The sequence below is a fragment of the Parafrankia sp. Ea1.12 genome (genome assembly GCF_900465275.1).
Classification (GTDB): Bacteria; Actinomycetota; Actinomycetes; order Frankiales; family Frankiaceae; genus Parafrankia; species Parafrankia soli.
In genome coordinates this window covers 1-19,877 of record NZ_UBIZ01000396.1, presented here as the reverse complement: position 1 = coordinate 19,877, position 19,877 = coordinate 1, and the positions used below count along the sequence as shown (strand labels likewise).

At 73.7% G+C, this 19,877-nt stretch carries 13 protein-coding genes; 7 read left to right on the top strand and 6 right to left on the bottom strand.

The window, feature by feature from the left end; genetic code table 11:
* Positions 1 to 112 precede the first annotated feature (112 nt).
* Positions 113 to 1,153 carry an SPFH domain-containing protein gene (locus FMEAI12_RS22830; protein ID WP_235014331.1) on the bottom strand — a complete coding sequence of 347 codons (1,041 nt, stop codon included), beginning with the start codon at positions 1,151 to 1,153 and terminating at the stop codon, positions 113 to 115.
* 40 nt (positions 1,154 to 1,193) lie between these two features.
* Positions 1,194 to 1,643, bottom strand: a complete 450-nt coding sequence (locus FMEAI12_RS22825; RefSeq protein WP_071061800.1) for an NfeD family protein — start codon at positions 1,641 to 1,643, stop codon at positions 1,194 to 1,196.
* A gap of 127 nt (positions 1,644 to 1,770) precedes the next feature.
* On the opposite strand from FMEAI12_RS22825, the gene glgX reads away from it, so the two are divergent.
* The 6 genes from glgX (at position 1,771) to FMEAI12_RS22795 (ending at position 12,187) form a co-directional block, all read left to right on the top strand.
* Positions 1,771 to 3,978 carry a glycogen debranching protein GlgX gene (glgX, locus tag FMEAI12_RS22820; RefSeq protein WP_112107778.1) on the top strand — a complete coding sequence of 736 codons (2,208 nt, stop codon included), beginning with the start codon at positions 1,771 to 1,773 and terminating at the stop codon, positions 3,976 to 3,978.
* Complete coding sequence (gene treY / locus FMEAI12_RS22815; RefSeq protein ID WP_112107777.1) at positions 3,968 to 6,544, top strand: malto-oligosyltrehalose synthase; 2,577 nt, start codon at positions 3,968 to 3,970, stop codon at positions 6,542 to 6,544. Before glgX ends, treY begins: the two co-directional genes overlap by 11 nt.
* A 102-nt stretch (positions 6,545 to 6,646) precedes the next feature.
* On the top strand, positions 6,647 to 8,479 hold the full coding sequence (treZ, locus tag FMEAI12_RS22810) for a malto-oligosyltrehalose trehalohydrolase (protein ID WP_112107776.1): 1,833 nt from the start codon (positions 6,647 to 6,649) through the stop codon (positions 8,477 to 8,479).
* 198 nt (positions 8,480 to 8,677) lie between these two features.
* Positions 8,678 to 9,484, top strand: a complete 807-nt coding sequence (locus tag FMEAI12_RS22805) for a pyrimidine reductase family protein (RefSeq protein WP_112107775.1) — start codon at positions 8,678 to 8,680, stop codon at positions 9,482 to 9,484.
* A gap of 243 nt (positions 9,485 to 9,727) precedes the next feature.
* A complete protein-coding gene (locus FMEAI12_RS22800) occupies positions 9,728 to 10,063 on the top strand; it encodes a hypothetical protein (protein WP_112107774.1) in 336 nt (111 codons plus the stop codon).
* 12 nt (positions 10,064 to 10,075) lie between these two features.
* Positions 10,076 to 12,187, top strand: coding sequence for a hypothetical protein (locus tag FMEAI12_RS22795; RefSeq protein ID WP_071061672.1), 2,112 nt, complete (start codon positions 10,076 to 10,078; stop codon positions 12,185 to 12,187).
* A gap of 65 nt (positions 12,188 to 12,252) precedes the next feature.
* Here FMEAI12_RS22795 and FMEAI12_RS22790 read toward each other — a convergent pair whose 3' ends face one another.
* Both FMEAI12_RS22790 and FMEAI12_RS22785 read right to left on the bottom strand, forming a co-directional pair.
* Positions 12,253 to 13,461, bottom strand: a complete 1,209-nt coding sequence (locus tag FMEAI12_RS22790) for an ATP-dependent DNA ligase (protein WP_235014330.1) — start codon at positions 13,459 to 13,461, stop codon at positions 12,253 to 12,255.
* A 50-nt stretch (positions 13,462 to 13,511) separates the two neighbouring features.
* Positions 13,512 to 14,405, bottom strand: coding sequence for a 3'(2'),5'-bisphosphate nucleotidase CysQ (locus tag FMEAI12_RS22785; RefSeq protein WP_020462642.1), 894 nt, complete (start codon positions 14,403 to 14,405; stop codon positions 13,512 to 13,514).
* 35 nt (positions 14,406 to 14,440) lie between these two features.
* On the opposite strand from FMEAI12_RS22785, the gene cysC reads away from it, so the two are divergent.
* The gene (gene cysC / locus FMEAI12_RS22780) at positions 14,441 to 16,261 is read left to right on the top strand and encodes an adenylyl-sulfate kinase (protein WP_071061667.1); all 1,821 of its coding nucleotides are present in this window, start codon (positions 14,441 to 14,443) and stop codon (positions 16,259 to 16,261) included.
* Positions 16,262 to 16,309: 48 nt separating this feature from the next.
* Here cysC and FMEAI12_RS22775 read toward each other — a convergent pair whose 3' ends face one another.
* Positions 16,310 to 17,818: a sugar transferase gene (locus FMEAI12_RS22775; RefSeq protein WP_112107779.1), complete on the bottom strand. Its 1,509-nt coding sequence runs from the start codon at positions 17,816 to 17,818 to the stop codon at positions 16,310 to 16,312.
* A 1,311-nt stretch (positions 17,819 to 19,129) separates the two neighbouring features.
* Complete coding sequence (hemQ, locus tag FMEAI12_RS22770) at positions 19,130 to 19,795, bottom strand: hydrogen peroxide-dependent heme synthase (protein WP_071061796.1); 666 nt, start codon at positions 19,793 to 19,795, stop codon at positions 19,130 to 19,132.
* Between the last annotated feature and the right edge of the window lie 82 nt (positions 19,796 to 19,877).

The window sequence follows — 19,877 nt, the reverse complement described above, 5'->3', positions numbered from 1 at the left end:
GACCCCCACCCCGGCGGAAGGGCTGGTCCGCGGGCCGCGCGGACCCAACGTCCCGGCCGGCCACGGGCGATGGTCGGGTCCGCACCGGGCCCGGTCCGCCCGTCCCGCCCCGTCAGTCGCGGGCAGGCCCCGGACCGGCCACGTGCCCCGGATCCCGGCTGTGTGACCCCGCTGGTCCTGCCGTGCTGACTGGTCCTGCCGTGCTGACTGGTCCCGCCGGGCCGGCTGGTTCGACCGGGCCGGACGGACCAGCCGGACCAGACGGGCCGGCTGCCCGGCCACCGACGTCGAACAGGCCGCCCGGCCCGGCCAGGCCGCCTAGGGCGGCGGTGAGCTCGCTGGGGACGATCCACAGCTTGCTGGCCTGGCCCTCTGCCAGCCGCGGGAGCATCTGCAGGTACTGGTAGGCGAGGAGCTTCTGGTCCGCGTCGCCCTCGTGGATGGCGCCGAAGACGGTGCCGATGGCCTTCGCCTCGCCCTCGGCGGTGAGGATCTGGGCCTCCCGGTGGCCTTCCGCCCGCAGGATCGCGGCCTGCTTCTCGCCCTCGGCCCGCAGGATCTCGCTCGCCTTGACACCCTCGGCGGTCAGGATCGCGGCCCGCCGGTCGCGCTCGGCCCGCATCTGCTTCTCCATCGAGTCCTGGATGGAGCGGGGCGGGTCGATGGCCTTGAGCTCCACCCTGTTGACCCGGATGCCCCACCGGCCGGTCGCGTCGTCGAGCACCCCGCGCAGCTGCCCGTTGATCTGGTCGCGCGAGGTGAGCGTGCCCTCGAGGTTCATCCCGCCGATCACGTTGCGCAGCGTGGTCACGGTGAGCTGCTCGATGGCGCGGATGAAGTCGGCGATCTCGTAGGTGGCCGCGCGCGGGTCGGTGACCTGGAAGTAGATGACGGTGTCGATCCCGACGACGAGGTTGTCCTCGGTGATGACCGGCTGGGGCGGGAAGCTGACCACCTGTTCCCGCAGGTCGATGCGCTCCCGGATCCGGTCGACGATCGGCAGCACGATCGCCAGGCCCGGCGTCAGCGTGCGGTGGTAGCGCCCGAGGCGCTCGACAACCATCGCCCGGGCCTGCGGCACGATCCGCACGGTCCGCGCCAGGAAGATCAGGACCACCAGTGCCGCGACCGCGGCGGCGATGACTCCGCCCATGTTCACTCCTCAAGCTCCCGGCGCGCAGTGTCGCCGCGCTCTAATCCAGCTCCCGGCGCACGGCGTCCGCGTGCACGATCACGTGGGCACCGTCGACGCGCAGCACCCGCACGGTGGCCCCGACCTCGAACTCGTCCGTCGCCGGGTACGACCGCGCGGACCAGACCTCACCGGCGAGCCGGACCCGGCCGGTCGAACCGTCGACCCGCTCCAGGACGACGGCCGGCACTCCGACCAGGGCGTCGGTCCCGGTGCGCAGCACGGGGCCGCTGGTGAGGTGGCGGCGGGCGACGGGCCGCAGGCCGAACGTGAGCCCGGCCGCGGCGACCGCGAACCCCACGAGCTGCACGATCAGATCGGCCCCCAGGACGGCGAGTCCCGCCCCCACCAGCGCCGCGAGCGCGAACATGACCAGGACCAGGTCGAGCGTGAGCAGCTCGCCGACGAGGAGCGCGCCGGCGACGACGATCCACACGACCTCGTCCGCCATGACCATCACCTTAATAAGATCAATTATCTTGCGATCAACGAAACCTCAATGGCGGCAGTGGGCGAACCGGTCGGGGTTCGCGCGCCCCCAAGTCACCGACGGGGAGTGAGCCGTAGGCTTCGTGCGTATGTCGCAGGTCTGGCCTGGCAGCCCTTATCCCCTCGGTGCCACCTTTGACGGATCGGGGACGAACTTCGCGATCTTCTCGGAGGTCGCCGAGCGTGTCGAGCTCTGTCTGTTCGACGCCGTGGGCGCCGAGCGGAGGATCGAGCTGCGGGAGCGCGACGCGTTCGTGTGGCACGCCTACCTGCCGACGGTCCTGCCGGGCCAGCGGTACGGATACCGGGTCCACGGTCCCCATGATCCCGCGCGTGGCCACCGGTGCAACCCCAACAAACTGCTGCTCGACCCGTACGCCAAGGCGGTGGACGGCGAGGTCGACTGGAACCAGGCCGTCTTCGGCTACAACTTCGGCGATCCCGACAGCGTGAACACGACCGACTCCGCGCCGCACATGATGAAGTCCGTGGTGATCAGCCCGTTCTTCGACTGGAACGGTGACCGGCCGCCGCGCCGCCCCTACAACGAGACCGTGATCTACGAGGCGCACGTGCGCGGCCTGACCATGCGGCACGAGGGCCTGCCCGAGGAGTACCGCGGCACCTACGCGGGCGTGGCCCACCCGGTGATGATCGAGCACTACCGCCGCCTCGGCGTGACGGCGATCGAGCTTCTACCAGTGCACCAGTTCGTCCACGACGAGCACCTGGTCAGTCGTGGGCTGCGCAACTACTGGGGCTACAACTCCATCGCCTTCCTGGCGCCGCACAACGGCTACTCCTCCGCGGGCGGCGACGGCCGGCAGGTGCAGGAGTTCAAGGGGATGGTCCGCAACCTGCACGAGGCGGGCATCGAGGTGATCCTCGACGTGGTCTACAACCACACCGCCGAGGGCAACCACATGGGCCCCATGCTGTGCTTCCGAGGCATCGACAACGCGGCCTACTACCGGCTGGTCGACGACGACCCGCAGTACTACATGGACTACACCGGCACCGGCAACAGCATGCGGGTCCGCCATCCACACGTGCTTCAGCTGATCATGGACTCGCTGCGCTACTGGGTCACCGAGATGCACGTGGACGGCTTCCGCTTCGACCTGGCGGCGACCCTGGCCCGGGAGTTCTACGACGTCGACCGGCTGTCGTCGTTCTTCGACCTCGTCCAGCAGGACCCGGTCGTCTCCCAGGTCAAGCTGATAGCCGAGCCGTGGGACCTGGGTGAGGGCGGCTACCAGGTGGGCAACTTCCCCCCGCTGTGGACGGAGTGGAACGGGAAGTACCGCGACACCGTCCGCGACTTCTGGCGCGGGCAGGACCACGGCATCGCCGAGTTCGCCTCCCGGCTCACCGGCTCGTCCGACCTCTACGAGGACAGCGGCCGGCGCCCCTGGGCCTCGATCAACTTCGTCACCGCCCACGACGGCTTCACCCTGCACGACCTGGTCTCCTACAACGACAAGCACAACGAGGCCAACGGCGAGGAGAACCGGGACGGCTCCGACGACAACCGGTCCTGGAACTGCGGCGTGGAGGGCCCGACCGACGACGTCTCGGTCAACCGGCTGCGTGACGCGCAGACCCGCAACCTGCTCACCACCCTGCTGCTCTCGCAGGGGGTGCCCATGCTGGTAGCCGGCGACGAGATGGGCCGAAGCCAACAGGGGAACAACAACGCCTACTGTCAGGACAGCCCGATCTCCTGGCTGGACTGGTCCGACGCCGAGCGCAACGCCGGTCTCATCGATTTCACCGCCCAGCTCTCGCATCTCCGGCGGACCCATCCGGTCTTCCGGCGGCGGCGGTTCTTCCAGGGCGAGTCGATCCGCGGCTCGGCGGGTGGTGAGGACGGCGTCGGCGGGCGACCCGACGGCGCGGCCGCCGTCGACCTGGCCGCCAAGGACATAGTCTGGCTTCGACCCGACGGTAGCGAGATGTCCGACACCGACTGGGAGTCCGGAACGGCGCGCTCGCTCGGCTGTTTCCTGAACGGGCACGGCATCCCGGATCCCAACGCGCTCGGCGAGGCGATCATCGACGACTCCTTCCTGCTGTTCTTCAACGCCCACCACGAGCCGATCCAGTTCCGGGTTCCACCGGTCGACTTCGGCACCACCTGGGAGATCATCGTGGACACGCGCTCGTCCACCGCCGAGATCTCGGCGGTGCTCGGTGGCACCGATCTCGATCCGGTCGACGTCGACCGGGTGGTCAAGGCCGAGGACCCGCTCGAGGTGGACGCCCGCGCCACGCTTGTGCTCTGCCGTGTCAACTGACCGGCCCGGCGGACCCGACCGGCACGGGCCCGCCGATCGGCACTCCGCGTCCGACCGCCGCCGCGAGGGCGCCGGAGCGCGGGAGAACCAGCGCGGGGAGGGCGAGGGCCGCGTCGTCCCGACCGGTACCTACCGGCTGCAACTGCACATGGAGTTCTCGTTCACCGACGCCGCGGTGATCATTCCTTATCTCGCCGGGCTCGGAGTCTCGCACCTGTACCTGTCACCGGTCCTGGAGGCCGCGCCGGGGTCGACCCACGGCTACGACGTGGTCGACCACAGCCAGATCAGCCCCGAGCTGGGCGGGCTCGGCGGGCTGCGCCGGCTGGTCGCCGCCGCGCGCCGCGCGGGGCTCGGCATCATCGCGGACGTCGTGCCCAACCACATGGCGGTGCTCACGCCCGGCACCACGAACACGGCGTGGTGGTCGGTGCTGCGCGAGGGCCCGGACTCCCCCTACGCCTCGTGGTTCGACATCGACTGGGACTCCCCCGACAACCCCGGCCGGGTCCTGCTGCCGCTGCTCGGCCAGTCGCTGGCGGACAGCCTCGCCGCCGACGAGATCGCCGTCGAGCAGGACGAGGACGGCGAGTGGATCGTCGTCTACTACGACCACGTGCTGCCGGTCGCCGCCGGCACCGCCGACCCCTCCGACGTCGCCGCCACCCTGGACGCCCAGTACTACCGCCTGTGCTGGTGGCGGGTCGGCGGGACGGAGCTGAACTACCGGCGCTTCTTCGACATCCCCTCGCTGGCCGGCCTGCGCCAGGAGGAGCCGGACGTCTTCGCCGCCACCCACCGGCTGCTGATCGAGCAGGTGCGCTCGGGCAACCTGGAGGGCCTGCGGATCGACCACCCCGACGGCCTGGCCGACCCCGAGGACTACCTGCGCCAGCTCGCCGAGGCCACCGGCGGGGTCTGGACGGTCGTCGAGAAGATCGTCGAGCGGGACGAGGCGCTGCCCGAGGGCTGGGCCTGCGACGGGACCACCGGGTACGAGACGCTCAACCGGCTCACCAGGCTCTTCCTCGATCCGGTGTCCGCGCGCGCGATGTCCACGCTGTACACGGAGATCACGGGGCGCTCACCGGACTTCGCGCCGGTGGCGCGCGAGGCCAAGATGGACGTGCTCACGAGCGTCCTGCGGCCGGAGGTCGACCGGCTCACCGGGCTCGCCCTCGCCGAGGCCCGCCGCGACCGCGCCGATCTCACCCGGGCCGGCCTGCGCGAGGCGTTGCGTGAGGTGCTCGCCGCCTTCGAGGTCTACCGCGCCTACATCCGCCCCGACGGCACGCCCAGCCTGGAGGCGCGCGGCCACATCGTGCGGGCCTGCGAGCAGGCGCGGGTGGCGCTGCCCGGCCGGGCCAGCGAGATCGACCTCATCGAGGACCTCGCGCTCGGCGGGCCGAGCGAGTTCGTGGTGCGCTTCCAGCAGACCTGCGGCCCGGTGATGGCCAAGGGGATCGAGGACACCGCCTTCTACCGGTACGTCCCGATGGTCGCGCTCAACGAGGTGGGTGGGGCGCCCGGGGATCTCCCGGCCTACCCGACGGGGCATCCGCGCAGCGCCGTCAACGAGTTCCACGAGGCGAACATCACCACGCAGCGGACGTGGCCGCTGACGATGACCACGCTCTCCACGCACGACACCAAGCGGTCCGAGGACGTCCGCGCCCGGCTCGCCGTGCTCTCGGAGGACCCCCGGGGCTGGGCCGACATCGTGCGGCGGCTGGCCCGCCTCGGCGAGCGGCACGCCGACCCGGAGGCCGGCTGGCCCGATCCGGTGACGATGTACCTGCTGGTACAGACGCTCGTCGGCGCCTGGCCGATCTCGGCCGACCGGGTCACCCAGTACATGGTCAAGGCGGTGCGGGAGGCCAAGCTGTTCACGACGTGGACGGACACCGACCCGTCGTACGAGGCCGCGCTGACGAACTACGTCGAGGCCGCCCTCGAGGACGAGGAGTTCGTCGCCGCGCTGGACACCTACGTCTCCACCCTGGTCGAGCTCGGCCGGCAGAACAGCCTGGCGCAGAAGCTGCTCCAGCTCACGATGCCCGGCGTCCCGGACGTCTACCAGGGCCAGGAGCTGTGGGACCACTCGTTGGTGGACCCGGACAACCGCCGTCCGGTCAACTTCGGCGAGCGGACGAAGATGCTCACCGAGCTGGGCGTCGAACCGGGCTCCGAGCTCGCGGCGCCGCGGCGCCCGCCCGTGATCGACGACTCCGGGGCGGCGAAGCTGCTGGTGGTGGCGCGCTCGCTGCGCATCCGCCGGGAGCACCCCGAGTGGTTCGGGGAGGAGGGGACGTACCGGCCGCTGTGGGCGTCGGGGTCCGCGGCGGAGCACGTGGTCGCGTTCAGCCGCTCCGAGTCGGTGGTGACCGTGGTCCCCCGCCTCGTGCTCGGGCTGCGCCGCGGGGGCGGGTGGCGCGACACCACCGTGACCCTGCCCGAGGGCCGCTGGGCGGACGTCCTCACCGGCCGGCGGCACGACGGTGGCACGGCCTACGTGCTGCGCCTGCTGCGCGACTTCCCGGTCAGCCTGCTGATCCGCACGCCCTGAAGTGTGGCCCCGCCCGGCCCGGGTCGTGCCGGATCCACGGCTCGGCGGATCCCGCCCCCCGGAACCGCCACCGAGGGGACGTCGGACCGGTAGACAGGAGTCATGAGTTCCTTCCGGGTGTGGGCACCAGACGCGAAGACGGTCAGTGTGGTCATCGCGGACGGCGGCGGCGCGGACGGCGACGCCGCGGCTGAGGCGGGCGGCACGGGCGGCGGCGCCGGCGGCCGGCGGGACACCGTGCACGAGATGTCCGCCGCCGCCGGCGGCTGGTGGACCGTCGACGTTCCCTCCGCCCACCACGGAGCGGACTACGCCTACCTCCTCGACGGCGGTGAGCAGGAACTGCCCGACCCGCGGTCGGGCTGGCAGCCGCACGGCGTGCACGGCCGCTCCAGGCTCGTCGACCACGCCCGCTTCCCGTGGACGGACGGCCACTGGCACGGGGTGCCGCTGTCCGGCAGCGTGGTCTACGAGCTGCATGTCGGCACGTTCACGCCGGGCGGCACCTTCGACGCGGCGATCGAGCGCCTCGACCACCTGGTGGACCTCGGCGTCGACCTCGTCGAGCTGCTGCCCGTGAACGCGTTCCCCGGCCGGCACGGCTGGGGGTACGACGGCGTCGGGCTGTTCGCCGTGCACGAGCCGTACGGGGGGCCGGAGGGCCTCAAGCGCTTCGTCGACGCCGCGCACCACCGCGGGCTCGGCGTGATCATGGACGTGGTCTACAACCACCTGGGCCCGGACGGGAACTACCTGAGCCGGTTCGGGCCCTACTTCACCGACCGCTACAGCACCCCGTGGGGCCCGGCGGTGAACCTGGACACCCCCGGCTCGGACGAGGTCCGCGCGTTCGTCATCGACAGCGCGCTGGCCTGGCTGCGGGACTACCACTGCGATGGTCTGCGCCTGGACGCCGTCCACGCGTTCGCCGACAACCGGGCACGCCACCTGCTGGAGGAGATCGCCGACGAGGTGCACCGGCTCGGCACCCAGCAGCGCCGCCCACTGTTCGCGGTCGCCGAATCCGACCTGAACGACCCGCGGATGGTCGTCGCCCCCGAGGCGGGCGGGCACGGACTGGACGGCCAGTGGTGCGACGACGTCCACCACGCGCTCTGGGCCGCGCTGTCCGGCGAGCGGCAGGGCTACTACGGCGACTTCGGCTCGTTCGAGACGCTGGAGAAGGCGCTGGGCTCCGCCTTCGTGCACGACGGCGGCTACTCGGCGTTCCGCGGCCGCTCCCACGGGCGGCCGGTGCCGCCGCGGACGCCGGCCTACCGTTTCGTCACGTTCCTGCAGAACCATGACCAGATCGGCAACCGGGCGACCGGCGACCGGGCGTCGGCCACGCTCAGCGACGGCCGGCTGCGGATCGGGGCCGCGCTGCTGCTGACCGCCCCGTTCACGCCGATGCTGTTCATGGGCGAGGAATGGGGCGCCACCACGCCCTGGCAGTACTTCACCGACCACACCGACCCGCGGCTGGCGGACGCCGTCCGCGAGGGCCGCCGCGGTGAGTTCACCGCGCACGGCTGGGGGCCCGAGGAGGTCCCGGACCCGCAGGACCCGGCGACGTTCGAGCGCTCCCGGCTGGACTGGCGCGAGCCCGAACGCCCGGAGCACGCCGCCCTGCTCGACTGGCACCGCCGGCTGATCTCGCTGCGCCGCCGGCTGCCGCAGCTCAGTGACCCGTCGCTGGCGTCGGTGCGCTGCTCCTACGACGCCGCGGCGAACTGGTTCGTGCTGCGCCGGCTCTCCCGGGCGGGTGACGTGGCGGTCGTGTGCAACCTCTCGCCCGAGCGGCAGGCCGTCCCGGTCGAGGGGGTGCCGTTCGACGCGCCGGCCGCGTCCCGCCCCGGGTTCACCTACATGCCGGGCCGCGTCGAGCTCGCCGGCGAGTCGGTCGTCATCGTGCGGCTGCTGCCGGCTCGCTGACCGCCGGCTCGCGGGTCGGCGGCCCCGGCCCGCTCACCGCCGGCGGGCCGCCGAGCGGGAGAGCGCGTAGTAGAGCAGGCCGAGCCCGACCAGGCTCACGATCAGTACACCGATCAACAGGACCACGTACGTGTTCACGTTTCCATCCTGGCAGCAGCGGCACCACCGCTCGCGGCGGCGCCGGTTACAGTCGGGCCGATGCGCATTCTTCTGTCCGGTGGCGCCCCAGTTCCTCTCGACGGCGCGGCTCCCCAGGACGGCCCGGAGGCTGCGCGTGCCGCGGACGAACCGGACGATGCCGACCACGACGTCGACCTCGACCTCGCCTACGCGCTGCCGGAGCCGACTCCGGGGGTCCCGCACGTCCGCTCCAACTTCGTGGCGTCCGCGGACGGCGCCATCGAGCTCGACGGACGCTCCGCGGACCTGGGCGGCCCCGCCGACCTGCGGGTGTTCCGGACGCTGCGCTGGCTCAGCGACGTGGTCCTGGTCGGCGCCGGCACCGCGCGGACTGAGGACTACGGCCCGGTCCTCGTGCCGGCCGAGCGGCGGGAGCGGCGGGCCGCCGCCGGGCTCGCTCCCGTCCCCCCCGTCGCGGTCGTCAGCGGGCGGCTCGAGCTCGACCCGGACGCCCGCCTGTTCACCGCGGCCGTCCGGCCGCTGCTGCTGACCTGCGACGCCGCCCCACCGCAGCGGCGCCGTGCGCTCGAGCCTGTGGCGGAGATCGTGGTCTGCGGGGATAAGACCGTCGAGCCGCGCGCCGCGCTCGACGCACTCGCCGAGCGCGGGCTGCTGCGCGTGCTGACCGAGGGCGGCCCGCGCCTGCACGCCCAGTTCGCCCAGGCCGGCCTGCTCGACGAGCTGTGCCTGACCCTCGCCCCGCTCCTCGCCGGGCCGGGGCGCCTCGGACTGATGCAGGGCCCGACGTGGCCGGCGCCCGTCGGGCTGCGGCTCGGCCAGGTCCTGGAGGAGGACGGGGCGCTGTTCCTGCGCTACCTCCGCTGACCGCCCTGTGCACGGTTTCGTTTCGTCCACAGCCTGGCTGACGCCGGGTGCGGCGGCGATCCGCGTGAATAGCGTCGACAGCGACCTCCGGTGCCGGCCTCCGACGGGAGACGGTGGGCCCGGCCGGCGGTCTCCCCGGCGGCTTCGGCGAACGGTGGCCTTCATGAGTTCCGAACGACCTGCTCCGGCGCATCGACGGGTGGTTGCGACCTCGCCGTCCGCACCCGGGCGTGCGGACGGCCGATGACCGGGCCGGGCGCGCCCACCGGCGAGGCTGCACGCCCGAACCGCCACCGCGAGGCGGTCGAGGCCGCGCTCGCGGCGGCTGCCGACGGGCGGGTCAGGCTCGCCGACGCCTTCCACCGGCTGTTCGCCGTCGCGGACGAGGGCGGCTGGCAGGGCCGCGCGGCGAGCGACTGGCGGCGCCAGGCCGAGCAGGCGCGCACGGCGACCCTCGGCACCGTCGACGCGTTCGCCGACGCCTGCCGCCGGTCACTGGCCGGACAGCCCGAGTGGGTGCCCGCCGACGATCCCCGTGCCCGGCACCCCGGGCCGGCCCTGCCGGCCGGCGGCCGGTGACCGCGCCGAGCCATGCCCGCACCCGCCAACCGAGTCGTTGTCGATCCCCACTCGCTGCGGAGACTGATCACCGCGATGGCCGACCTGCGGGAGACGGCGCAGGCCCAGGCCCGGCTGCTGTCGGCCCACGTCGACGCCACCCGGATCGCCGGTGACACGCCGGCCAGGCTGCGGGCGGCCCACGCCTGGGCCGATCAGGACATCACGATGCTGCGCCGGCGGCTGGCACTCGCCGAGGCCGCCGATCCCGGGACCACGGGCCCGCTGCCCCCGGCCGCCCTGCGCGGCGTTCCCGACCTGTACGACACCGCCGAACAGGCCCGGGCCGCGGGGCGCTCGCTCGCCGACCGCCTGCTCCGCCCGGATCCCGACCGCCGCGACCGGAGCAGGCTGGCCGACCTGGCGGCGGCGCTGTCCGGGCGGGCCGCGGACCCCGACTTCGTGACCGGCTTCTACGACCGCCTCGGCCCCTCCGCTCTGGCCGGTCTTCTGCACCAGGTCCTCGGGGCCCGGGAGCCGGGCGCCGCCCGGCACGGCGAGGAGATCATCGGTCGCACCCTGGCGAGCTACAGCCGGCTGCGCCGCCTCGACGCCTCCTGGCTCGGCCGGTTCAACAGCCGGCGCCGGGACGACCAGGTCGAGACCTCGCTGCTCGGGCCGCTGCTGCGGCACGGCCGCTTCGCCTCCGCGCTGCTGGCGCGCCTCGGCGAACTGCTCTTCGGGACGGGCGACGGCTCGCTGCGCGACGTCGGCCTCCAGGCGGGGCCGGGCGGGCCCGCCGCCAGGGGCGCGGCCGGCATCAGAGGCGCGGGCGGCGCCGGGGATGCGGGCGGTGACCGGCTAAGCCGGGAGGCGTTCGGCTCCGCGCTGCTGCGCGCGATAGCCGCCGACCCCGAGCTCGCGCCCACCTTCAGCACCAGGCACCTCCCCCAGCTCCTGCACGCCTCCAGGGCGCAGAGCGCCGACGTGCCGGCCGGCCTGCGCCCAGCCGGAGGCTGGCGCGCCCCGGAACTCGAGACGGCGCGCACGGAGCTGGTCGCGGCGGCCGGCGGCGCGGAGGCTCGGCTGGCGCGCCCGGGCGCCGCCCGGCAGTTCGTCGCACAACTGGTGGACGTGGTGGCAGGGGCCGGCCCGAGCGAGGTCTCCCCGCGGATGCGAGCGGCCTACGGCGAGGTCCTGCACGCCTGGCGCGACGACCTCTACGCCGCGGTCGTCTCGCCGCTGCCGCCCGACCCCGCCGCGCTCGACGCGCCCGGGCTCGGGCGGGAGCCCCGGCAGTGGGCCGCGCTGCTGCGTGAGAGCCTGCGCGGCGGCGCCAGCGCCCCGCTGCTCGCGGCGGACGCGGTGGCCGTCGGGGCGGGCATCGATCAGCGGGCCTGGGAGCAGACCCGGGGCTACAACGGTCCCGGCGCGGCGCACTACCCGGCGAGCCCGCGGGCCCTGGCCTACCACCAGGCGAACGAGGTGACCACGTTCTTCGGGACGGCGTTGAGCGAGACGGCCGAGCGGGTGCTGCGCGAGCACGCCACGAGGCAGGAGGAGCACCGGCTGCGCACCGCAGTCATGATCGACATCCTGGCCGAGGTGGCGAAGTCCATCGACTTCACCAGCGTGGTCCGGACCCTCACCAACGCCGCCCGGGGTCTGACGGTCGAGATCGTCGAGGACCGGGTCCGCCGGGCCACCGCCCACCTGCCCACCGCGGGCTCCCAGGCCGTCCTGGCCGACCTGCGCGCCGGGTTACGGGCCATTCCGGGGTGGCAGTCCCGCTACCGCGCCTCGGTGGCGGACATGTGGCGGCACCGGGACGGCGACCCCCTGCGGCCGGTCGTCGTCCAGCTCCCCGGTGGCGGTACCCGCCACTACACCGGCGACCCGCGCGCCGACGGGTTCGTCACCGGGCCGGCGAACGACTTCACCGGTCCGGGCGGCGAGCCGATGGACGTCGCCCGGATGAACCGGGAGCAGCGGACGGCGTACGCCGCCTGGCTGGCCAGCCCCGCGATCGTGGCGAACAACGACCGGCTGCCGGCGGTGCTCACGGCGCCACCCGCGGACGTGGTGCCCGGGTGGGCCCCGGGCTGGGCCCGGTCTGCGCCCGCGGGCAAGGTGCCGCCGGGATGATCCCCCACCGCACCCGCCGCCCGGGCACCGCCGCGGCCGCGCGCCCGAACCTGAGGTTGGGCCGGTCAGTCCGGCGGGATGCGCAGGACGTCGGCGATGTCGAACCGCACCGGGCGCTCGAGCTGGGCGTAGGTACATCCGCCGGGGTCACGGTCAGGCCGGAAACGGACAAACTGCGTGGTGTGCCGGAAGCGCGGTCCCTCCATGTGGTCGTAGCGCACCTCGACGACCAGCTCGGGCCGCAGCGGGACGAACGAGAGGTCACGGCCACGGGCCCACCGGCTCTCCTCGGCGTCCCAGGGCGTGCGCGCCGGCTGCCCCGCGGCCGCTGTCGGTTCCTCGCCCGCGTCGCCGCCCGGCTGCGCGGCGTTCTCCGGGCCCTGGCGGGCCCAGGGGTGGGAGTCGATCGGCACCACGAGATGGGCCAGCTCGCGGACGAGCTCCCGCCGGCGCGCCATCGGGAAGGCCGAGGTGACCCCGACGGACAGCAGCGGGCTTTCCCGGGCCGGGTCCGTCGCGTCCTCGGAGTCGGCCTCGTCCGCGGGGTCGGCGTAGAGCCCGAGCAGCAGCGACCCGACCGCCTCCGGATCGTTCTTGTGCGGCCGGTAGCCGGCCACGACGCAGTCGGCGGTGCGGTCATGTTTGATCTTGAACATTACGCGCTTGTCCGGCTGGTACGCCCCGTCCGGCGGCTTGGCGACCAGCCCGTCGAGCCCCGCGCCTTCGTAGCGCTCGAACCACTGCCGGGCCATGTCGAGCTCGCCGGTCGAGGGCGTGAGGTAGACCCCGCTCGGGACTCGCCGGACCGGTGCCGATCCGGGCGCAGCCGGGCCGGCGTGGCCGGCGAGAACCTCCTCGAGCACGGCGCGCCGCCGGGCGAACGGCTGGTCCGTGAACGCCTCGTCACCGAGTGCCAGCAGGTCGAACGCGACGAACGAGACCGGGGTCTCCAGCGCGAGCTTCGCCACCCGGCTGGTCGCCGGATGCACCCGTTGCGACAGCTCCTCGAAGTCCAGTCCGTCCGGGCCGACGACGACGATCTCGCCGTCAAGCACGCAGCGGTCGGGCAGTGCCGCGAGCAGCACCTCGACCAGCTCGGGGAAGTAGCGGGTCATCGGCCGGGTGCTGCGCGAGGTGATCTCCAGCTCGGCCCGGTCACGGAAGACCAGGGCGCGGAAGCCGTCCCACTTCGGCTCATACAGCATGTCCGGGGGGATCTGCGGCGCCGCGCGGGCGAGCATCGGCTTCACCGGCGGTGTCACAGGCAGGTCCACCCGCCGATCCTCGCGCATCGGGCCGGCGCATCGCGAGCACGGCAGGCGGGTCAGCGCGCGCGGGTCACGGCCAACACCTGCTCGGCGTGGGCGGGATCGCACACGACCAGGTCGGGCAACAGCGGGTCGGGCTGGTTGTAACGCAACTCCGACCCGTCGAGCCGGCTGGTGTGCAGGCCGGCCGCCCGCGCGACGGCCACCGGCGCCGCGGAGTCCCACTCGTACTGCCCGCCGTCGTGGACGTAGATGTCGGCGTCGCCGCGGATGACCGCGGCCACCTTAGCCCCGGCGGACCCCATCGGCAGCACGGTCGCGCCCAGCTTCTCGGCCACGTCGGTGACGACCCGCGGCGCCCGCGTCCGGCTCGCGACGATGCGCGGCACCGCGGCGTCGGCGCCTGCCGGGGCCACCGGGCCGGCCGGGATCCCCCGGTTCCCCGCGGGGCCTGCGGCCACCGCGCCGGCCCCGCGTGCCGCCGGGAGCGCCCGGGCGGGGAGCGGGCCCTCGCTCGAGAGCGTCACGCCCAGCGCGGGCAGCGCCACGACCCCGACGGTCAGTTCGCCCCGTTCCCACAGCGCGACGTGCACGGCCCAGTCGGTCCGCCCCGGCTCGGCGAACTCACGGGTGCCGTCGAGCGGGTCGACGATCCACACCCGGTCCGCGCCCAGCCGCACCGGATCGTCCGCCGCCTCCTCCGAGAGCACCGCGTCGCCCGGCCGGTGACGGCCGAGGGCGCGGGCCAGCAGCCGGTGCGACCGGGCGTCGCCGGTCTCGCGCAGGGTCGCCGGTTCGGCGAATCCCAGTTCGGCCCTGATCCGCAGGAGCAGCTTGCCCGCGTCAGTGGCCAGCCGGACGGCCAGCGTGGCATCGCTGAGCTCATCCGTGGCGATGTCGACCGGAACCGTGGCGAACCCGTCCGGCCGGCGGATGTCGTCGGTGCTCATCGGGTGGGAGTCTTCCACCCGCTACCGTCGCGGGTGTGAGCGCCACCTCCGACACCGCCGTCGGCTCGTCCGCCCCGGATCCGCATGCCACGGCTGGTCCGCCCGACATACCGGGCGCTGGTGAGCAGCGCGGCGCGAACGGCGTCTGTCCGCTTGCCGTCGTCGCTGCCGACCGCGCCCGCGAGCTGCGGGCCGCCTCGGTGGCCTGGCCGTCGGTCGTGCTCGACACGCGCCAGCTCACCGACCTGGAGCTGATGCTGCTCGGCGCGTTCGGCCCGGCGCCGAGCTACCCGGGCCGGGCCCGCCAGCCCGCCGGGCCGCCGGTGCCGAGCCTGACCGTCCCCGGTGAGACAGCGGCCGCGCTGGGCCCGGGCATGGACGTCGCGCTGCGCGACCGCGAGGGCGTGATGATCGCGGCCCTGCACCTGCTCGGTCTGGAGCCCACCGCGGACGACTCACCGACGCCCGCCACCGCGATGCCGGCGGAGGCCTCCGGAACGCCGGCGACTGCCACCGGGGCGGGCCCGGTGCGCCTGGTCGGCACGGTGGAGGGCCTGGAGCTGCCCAGCCATCCGGACTACCCGCGGCTACGGCTGACCCCGGAAGGGCTGCGCGCCGAGTTCGCCGCCCGGGGCTGGGCGACCGGCGCGGGCGCGGCCCCGTGGGCGGTGTGGGCCGACGGCCTGCTGTACACCGCCGACGTCGGGCGCATCCGCGCGCTGACCCGGCAGGGCAAGCACTGCGTGATCCTGGCCCCGGTCGGCGGGGCGGACCCGGCCGACGCCGCGCACCACCTGCGGGTGCGCTGCCTGCTCGCCGCGCTGGACGCGATCGACGCACCGCCCCGGCCGGCCGAGGCGACGCTGGCCCACGAGCCGGTCGCCTCCGACGCGGTGTCGCGGGACGACGGCCGGACGCATCCGGCCAGCCCGCCGGAGCCGGCCCACACCGCGGCGCTCGCGCCGGAGTCCCGCCGGCACCGCAGCATGCTCGTACTGGTCCCGGTCGTCCCGTCGGAGCGGCTCGCCGCGCCCCGTGAGCCGGCGATGAGCGCGACCGCCCCGGGCGGCCTGGCCGACGAGGCGGCGAGCGAGCCGGCGTTGGACGAGATCGCCGAGCTCACCGCCCTGCGGGCCCATCTCGCCGAGGTCTACGGCTGTGCCGGCAGCCTGACCGGGCCGGCGATCGGCGCGCCGGGCGCCGACGATCTCACGACCCTGCTCGACGCGGGTGTGCCGCTGCCCGCCGAGCTCACCCCGCCCGCGGTGGCGGCCGAGCTGACCCGCGCGGTTCCCCCGCGCCGCCAGCGCGGCCTGACGATCCTGTTCACCGGGCTGTCCGGCTCGGGCAAGTCGACCCTGGCGGGCCTGTTGGTGTGCCGGCTGCTCGAACGGGGCCGGCGGGTCACCCTGCTCGACGGCGACATCGTGCGGACGCATCTCTCCCAGGGCCTGGGCTTCTCCCGCGCCGACCGGGACACGAACGTGCGCCGCATCGGCTTCGTCGCCGCGGAGGTCGCGGGCGCCGGCGGGATCGCCGTGTGCGCGCCGATCGCGCCCTACGCTGACGTCCGCGCCCAGGTGCGGGCGATGACCACCGCCCGCGGCGGCGGCTTCGTGCTCGTGTACGTGTCGACCCCGCTGGAGGTGTGCGAGGCACGGGACCGCAAGGGCCTCTACGCCAAGGCCCGGGCGGGGGTGATCCCCGCCTTCACCGGCGTCTCCGACCCGTACGAGGAGCCGGCCGACGCCGACGTGGTGGTCGACACGGCGGGCCTGCCGACCGAGCAGGCCGTCGACCGGGTGCTCGCGCACCTGGTCGAGGCCGGCTGGGTCGAGGGCGCCCGCGGCCAGTAGGCCCCAGTGGGCACCCGCCAGCCCGCTGGCAGCAGGAGGGACCCGCTGTCAGTAGGCGCCCTCGCGGCGCAGCACGGCGAACAGCGTGCGCCACAGGATGACGAAGTCCATGGCCAGCGACCAGTTCTCGACATAGCGCAGGTCGAGCCGGACGGACTCGTTCCACTCCAGGTCGCTGCGCCCGCTGATCTGCCACAGCCCGGTGAGGCCGGGCTTGACCATCAGCCTGCGGTAGACGTCGTCCTCGTAGCGCGCGACCTCCGAGGGCAGCGGCGGGCGCGGGCCGACCAGCGACATGCTGCCGTTGACCACGTTGAACAGCTGGGGCAGCTCGTCGAGCGACCACTTCCGGAGGAACTTGCCCACCTTGGTGATCCGAGGGTCGTCCCGCATCTTGAACAGCAGGCCCTCGGCGCGCTCGTTGCTCGACTCGAGCTCGGCCTTGCGCTGCTCGGCGTCTACATACATCGAACGGAACTTGTACATCCGGAACTCGCTGCCGCCGCGCCCGACCCGGATCTGTTTGAAGATCGCCGGACCGCGGCTGGTGAACCGCACCGCCAGGCCGAGCCCGATCAGCAGCGGAGCGAACAGCAGGATCGCGATGCCGGCGACGATCCGGTCGAAGGCCATCTTCATCAGCCGGCGCGTGCCGCTGAGCTCGGGCTCCTCGATGTGGAGCAGCGGCAGGCCGGCCACCGGCCGGATCGAGATCCGCGGCCCGGTCACGTCCGTCAGCGCCGAGCTGACCAGGACGTCCACGTCGCTGCCCTCGAGGGCCCACAGGACCCGGCGCAGTGTCTCGCCGTCCATCTGCGGGCCGATCGCGACGGTTGTCGCGTGGGTCGCCTGGATGGCGGTGTGCAGGTTCTCCGAGGTGCCGACGATCGGCACACCGAGCAGGTCGAACCCGCTGCGCTCGGGGCGGTCGTGGCTGTGCCGGCCGGGCAGGCGGTCCAGGCAGACACCGACGACGGACCAGCCGGTGGTCGGGTCGCGCTGGGCGAGCCGGACGAGGGTGGCCGCGGACTCGCCGGCCCCCACGACGAGGACACGGTGCAGGCAACGCCCCTGCCGCCGCATGCGGTGCAGGATGCCGCGCCCGGCGGAGCGGCCGGCCACCGACAGCAGTGTGGCGGCCGGGAAGGCGATGAGCACGTAGCTACGGGCGATCTCGGCCTTTGTCGCGTAAGAGGCGACGGCGACCAGCGCGGTGAGCCGGGCGGCGGCGTTGACGACCCGCCGGAACTCCTCCGAGCCGCCGCCGAGGAAGCGGCTCTCGTAGGCGCGGTTGAGCGACATCGCCAGCACCCAGGCCAGCGGCAGCAGGACCGTCATGATGATGTACGGCTTCGAGGAGGGCGGCTTGGTGTCGAAGTCGACGACGTCCCCGAAACGGACGAAGTAGGCCAGGCCCGCGGAGATCACACAGGCGATCGCGTCGAAGAGCACCAGCAGCCGGACGTAGCGCCGCTCCCAGCCGACCTGGGCCCGGTAGCTGGTCGCGTCGGGCGAGGTCTCGACGTGGGCGAAGTCGAACTGCGTGCCAGCGGGCACACGATGGTGCCGGCCGGCGGCCGGTTGCGCGGGCGGCCCCGGCCAGCCGGGCGCGGCCGGCGGCTCGGGCCAGCCGGTTCCCGCCGGCGGCTCCGACCAGTCAGCCTCTGCCGGCGGCTCCGACTCCAGCCAGTCGGACTCCTCGGGCGGCCCCGGCCAGCCTGGCCGCACGGGCGGCCCCGGAGGGGTCGGCTGGCCCGGTTCGAAGTAGCCGCGGGACTGCGGCACGACACCCGGGCCGCCGGCGGGCGGCCAGGATCCACCAGCCGGCCTCGTTCCACCCACGGACCTCGCCCCTCCCGCCGGCCTCGCCCCACCGGACGGCATGGCTCCGCCGGACGAACGCGGGCCGCCGGGGGGCACCGCCCCCCCGGACGATCTCGCCCCCCCGAATGGTCTCGTTCCTCCGGACACAGTCTCCGTCACAGCAGGACCCCCCCAGGACCTCGGTACATCAGTTCCGATCGGCGAGCTGGACGGGTGGAGACCGCCCCCCGCGCATCTCCCCGCCGCAGCCATTGTCGATCAGAACCAACCGGCTCGTGGGGCAGATCGCCGACGCGGACACAAGGTCGGACCCGGGGCCCAGGCACGTTGACGCCTCGCACCGAGGCGTTCATCGCAGGTTCACTCCCCCGTGGCTTCATCGCTCGCGGCTTCACCGACTCCGACCTCCAGCGATCGTGTACGGACCCGGGCAGCCCCGAATCGGCCCGGGGAACACCTCCGCGCGGTGTGGGCAACCGACGCGACCCGGGACGCCGACGCGGACCGCCGCGGTCCGCCCAGGCCCCGACATGCGGCGCTCGATGGTCAGGCGGCAACGTTACCGGCACGACCACCGCCGCCGACCAGCGCCCCGCCCGGGGCCGAAGCCGTGTTTCCGACAGCTCCGCGTCGGGTATGGCCGCCCCGCCGATGACTAGGAGTAGTTAAAACAACCGAGGCCCTTCAGTTGCTCACCGTCACACAGAAACCGAATCAACCGAATTGAGGCGATTTGCGGTTACGTTCAGTGCATTCTATTGTCGAGTAGCAGACAGAACCGAGCGGCGATGCTACTGTCAGTCATGGCCGGGCCGGGGAGCGTCCGGCCGCCGACCACCGAGCGCCCGGGTCCTGCGGACCGATGGATGCCGGTGGTTTCTGCCCGCCCGGGTCGACATCCGCCGCCCGGCCGTGAGGGCAGCAATGGGGCGGTCGGCGCCTGCCGGACGGGTGGGGGCGCCCGGGCAGGCGCCGACCTCTTCTCGCGGAGGCGAGACCGGGGCTCAGCTCGCGGAGGCGAGACCGGAAGGCCGGGACCCGGGGTTACGGCAGGGCGGCGACGACGTCCGGCAGCGGCTTGCGGGCGCCGCTGTAGAACGGCGTCTCCAGCCGGGTGTGGCGGCGCGTCGCGCTCGCCCGCAGGTGGCGGATGCAGTCGACGATCCGGTGGAGCTCGTCGGCCTCGAACGCCAGGAGCCACTCGTAGTCACCCAGGCCGAACGCGGCCACGGTGTTGGCCCGCACGTCCTCGTACTCCCGGCCCATCATCCCGTGCTCGGCGAGCAGGCCGCGGCGCTCGTAGTCGGGCAGCAGGTACCACTCGAACGACCGGTTGAACGGATACACGCAGATGTAGTCCCGCGGGTCCTCCCGGCGCACGTAGGCCGGGATGTGGTTCCGGTTGAACTCCGCCGGACGGTGCAGACCCACCGCGGACCACACCGGCTCCAGGCACCGCCCCAGGCCGGTCTGCCGGAAACGCTGGTAGGTCTGCTGCAGCAGGTCCGGGTTGGGTGAGGTCCACCAGATCATCACGTCGGCGTCGGCCCGGTAGCCGGAGACCTCGTAGATACCACGGGTGTAGACGTCCTTCGCCAGTGCGCCGTCAAGCAGCTCGCCGGCCTCCGCCGTGATGCCCGCGCGATCGGCGGGCAGCGGCTGTCGGGCGGCGAACACGAACCAGCCCGTGTAGAGCAGCTCGTCGTTCAGCTCACGGGCCGACTTCGTGGACTCCCCGTCGGCAGGTCCGGGAGCGCCGGAGGCGGGGGCACCGGTGGGGACGGTGGTGGTG

Bases quoted from the DNA above. Each gene is read 5' to 3' on its own strand.
- FMEAI12_RS22830 (WP_235014331.1), bottom strand. From the start codon at position 1,153: ATGGGCGGAGTCATCGCCGCCGCGGTCGCGGCACTGGTGGTCCTGATC.
- FMEAI12_RS22800 (WP_112107774.1), top strand. From the start codon at position 9,728: ATGACCGGGCCGGGCGCGCCCACCGGCGAGGCTGCACGCCCGAACCGC.
- FMEAI12_RS22795 (WP_071061672.1), top strand. From the start codon at position 10,076: ATGCCCGCACCCGCCAACCGAGTCGTTGTCGATCCCCACTCGCTGCGG.
- FMEAI12_RS22825 (WP_071061800.1), bottom strand. From the start codon at position 1,643: ATGGCGGACGAGGTCGTGTGGATCGTCGTCGCCGGCGCGCTCCTCGTC.
- FMEAI12_RS22785 (WP_020462642.1), bottom strand. From the start codon at position 14,405: ATGAGCACCGACGACATCCGCCGGCCGGACGGGTTCGCCACGGTTCCG.
- FMEAI12_RS22805 (WP_112107775.1), top strand. From the start codon at position 8,678: ATGCGCATTCTTCTGTCCGGTGGCGCCCCAGTTCCTCTCGACGGCGCG.
- treZ (WP_112107776.1), top strand. From the start codon at position 6,647: ATGAGTTCCTTCCGGGTGTGGGCACCAGACGCGAAGACGGTCAGTGTG.
- glgX (WP_112107778.1), top strand. From the start codon at position 1,771: ATGTCGCAGGTCTGGCCTGGCAGCCCTTATCCCCTCGGTGCCACCTTT.